Annotated in this window: 4 protein-coding genes; 2 read left to right on the forward strand and 2 right to left on the reverse strand. The window is 42.3% G+C overall.

Annotated elements, in window-relative coordinates:
• Both J8X26_RS25360 and J8X26_RS25365 read left to right on the forward strand, forming a co-directional pair.
• Window positions 1–838 (forward strand): hypothetical protein (locus tag J8X26_RS25360; protein ID WP_208952346.1); only part of this gene is annotated, 838 nt, incomplete at its 5' end.
• Window positions 835–1,230, forward strand: a complete 396-nt coding sequence (locus tag J8X26_RS25365) for a hypothetical protein (RefSeq protein WP_208952347.1) — start codon at window positions 835–837, stop codon at window positions 1,228–1,230. The genes J8X26_RS25360 and J8X26_RS25365, both read left to right, overlap by 4 nt.
• A 367-nt stretch (window positions 1,231–1,597) precedes the next feature.
• On the opposite strand, the gene J8X26_RS25370 is transcribed toward J8X26_RS25365, so the two are convergent.
• Window positions 1,598–1,864, reverse strand: coding sequence for a type II toxin-antitoxin system YafQ family toxin (locus J8X26_RS25370; protein ID WP_208952348.1), 267 nt, complete (start codon window positions 1,862–1,864; stop codon window positions 1,598–1,600).
• A 2-nt stretch (window positions 1,865–1,866) separates the two neighbouring features.
• On the reverse strand, window positions 1,867–2,124 hold the full coding sequence (locus J8X26_RS25375) for a type II toxin-antitoxin system RelB/DinJ family antitoxin (protein WP_208952349.1): 258 nt from the start codon (window positions 2,122–2,124) through the stop codon (window positions 1,867–1,869).
• Window positions 2,125–2,495: the final 371 nt, after the last annotated feature.

Consider the following 2,495-nt stretch of genomic DNA (forward strand, 5'->3'; position numbering starts at 1 on the left):
GTCAAAAGGGACAATGAAACCTGAGAGTCAGGGGGGCGAAACAAAGCAGATTAAAATCACCATCCCGGAACGTCCATTTATAGCGAAAGAATATCCTATCGGAACACCGCAGGATCCGTTTGAAAAAAACAAAATTGATTCTGAAATAAACGATAGATTTTATCATTATTCTTACCCTTATCAGGATAGGGCAAGTGTATGTGGACCTGCTGCATTTTTTTACTGTGTTCAAATGGATCGCCCTGATGTATATGCACAAGCTGCCAGGGAACTATGGCGGTATGGAAAGACTAAAATAGGTGCACTGACCATCTCCCCTGGCGAAGGGTGTAAACACCCTTCAGGCATGTTTTATACAGGCGGAGGTCAGCCAAGGATCTTAGGGCTTGACTGGATGACACTGGCTGGGCTCAGGGATTCAGAGAATACCATGCTGAGCTTTGATGCTCTTGATTCGCCAGTGGCTGGTATCACAATGTGGCAAACACTGACGGAATGGTTTGAAAAGGCCGGTTATGAGAAGGTGTTCAGTAATGTAGGAATCACTCAGGCAGGTGTCCAGGGAATCAGAGATTTAAATAAGTATGTAGAGCAAGGCTATAAAGTTGTGACATTAATAAATGATGGACTGCTTGAAGGTAGTACAAACAACACGACATTACCTACGCACTGGATTGTATGGGATGGTTCTGTAACACAAGATAATAATGGGCATGTTAATTTAAAATTATTTTCCTGGGGGCAATCAACTAACTGGATTAAACAGAAAAAAGATTTGCAATTTTTTATCAATAGATTTTTCGGGGGGATGGTTTTCAAACCATTAAAACAGCCATGAGGATATTTCCTGTTATTTTTATTTCATTCTCAGTATCAGCATGTACTTTACATGCTGATGTTACTCCTGATAGTAATTCACTTAACGATGCTATAGTAGGAACGTCGTATGCCAGTGAAATAAATATAAATGGTGGTGCTGTATCATCTTTAGATTCTAATGGAAAAGAAAGATTTGTAGGTGAAATAACTCCATCCGATACAGGATTAACTTTAAGATATTGTAATGATTCTCCAGCTCACAATTGCGTCAGGATTCAGGGAGTACCAGTAAAACCGGGGATCGTCACCGTACGAGTATCAGGCGGATTGTTTGGCACTAATGTAGCTACAGGTGGGGAATTTGATAAAACATATACTATTAAGATCAAAGATTCAGAAGGTTCTTCTTAAGATCGTTTGAGGAGAGCTCTCAGCATCGCTCATCAAGATACGAAAACCCGCTCAGAGAGCGGTTTTCTCACATCTGAGTGGTTAAAAAACAACCTTAACGTACAATAATTTTCGATATCCAAACTGACCCCTTAATTGACGATTTCGACGCCAAAATCCGTCACATAACCCGTAATTTATTCAAAGTCATACAAATCAGGCGGCTTTTAGCTTTGGTGACGGAATTTTCTGGGGTTCCGGCGTACAACCCCTGGAAAATTAATAAGGAGCGATCCAAATTCCTAACCATGGACATTATCTGGCGTTGGTAGCGACGTTTGTCAAAATAGACGAAGCCGCTCATGCGGCCTTGTCATGCAAATTATTTTTAAAATAATTCGGAGTGGCTACCAACACGGTATAACCTCAATTCCTTATCAGTTCTTTGATATATCAGGAGTAAGTCGGGCATACCATGACATTCAAGGTAGCCGATATAGTTTCCGACCAGGGCATGTTCCTTATATTTTTCAGGTAACACATTTCCTGTTTGAAGAAGCCCGATGGTTTCCAAAATGACCCTTTGTGCTTTCTTGTTATTTGCATAACGCTTTGCGTCTTTTTTAAAGCGGCTCTGATAAACAATTGTCAGCATTGTTACCAGCCAAGATCGCGTTTCAGTTCATCAACCGTATCGACGCGCAGAACCTCGACATTGTTTTCTAAGTCACGAATTGCTTGTAAGGTTTCCTGATTAGGCTGCAGCAAATCCTTTGGCAGTTCTGCGTTCACTGCCAGACGATTCACAACCAAACGGATCACAGTAGATAAATCCAGGCCAAGGGCTTTAGCATTGGCCATCGCGGCAGCTTTCAAAGCTGGCGATACTCTTGCTCTAACAACGGTATCTGTCATAAACATCTCCTTTAATTTCTCTATATTATAGCCACAATGTAGCCACATATCAAGGCGGTCTATGTTTTTATGCGCATCGCGCATGAAGGCGACAACGGTAGCTGTTAGTGTCCTTGGAGGTTAGCGTCGCCGTACGCCCGGCGAAGCCGGTCTGTGACCTGAATATTCCCCAGTCCGCCCCCCATCCTGCTAGACCGCTTTTAAAGAGGCTTGAGCGTGCGAAAGCCGATATTGCTGACTTATCGCAACGCAGAAGCAAAACGGTCGAATGACAAAAGAACCTTTCCGCAAAACTAGTTGGCCCAGTGGGAGCGAAGCTGAAAAATGCGACATCTATTACAACTCATTGTTATAACTTAATTTTAGTCATA

This window comes from Rahnella sp. ChDrAdgB13 (assembly GCF_017655185.1).
Classification (GTDB): Bacteria; Pseudomonadota; Gammaproteobacteria; order Enterobacterales; family Enterobacteriaceae; genus Rahnella; species Rahnella contaminans.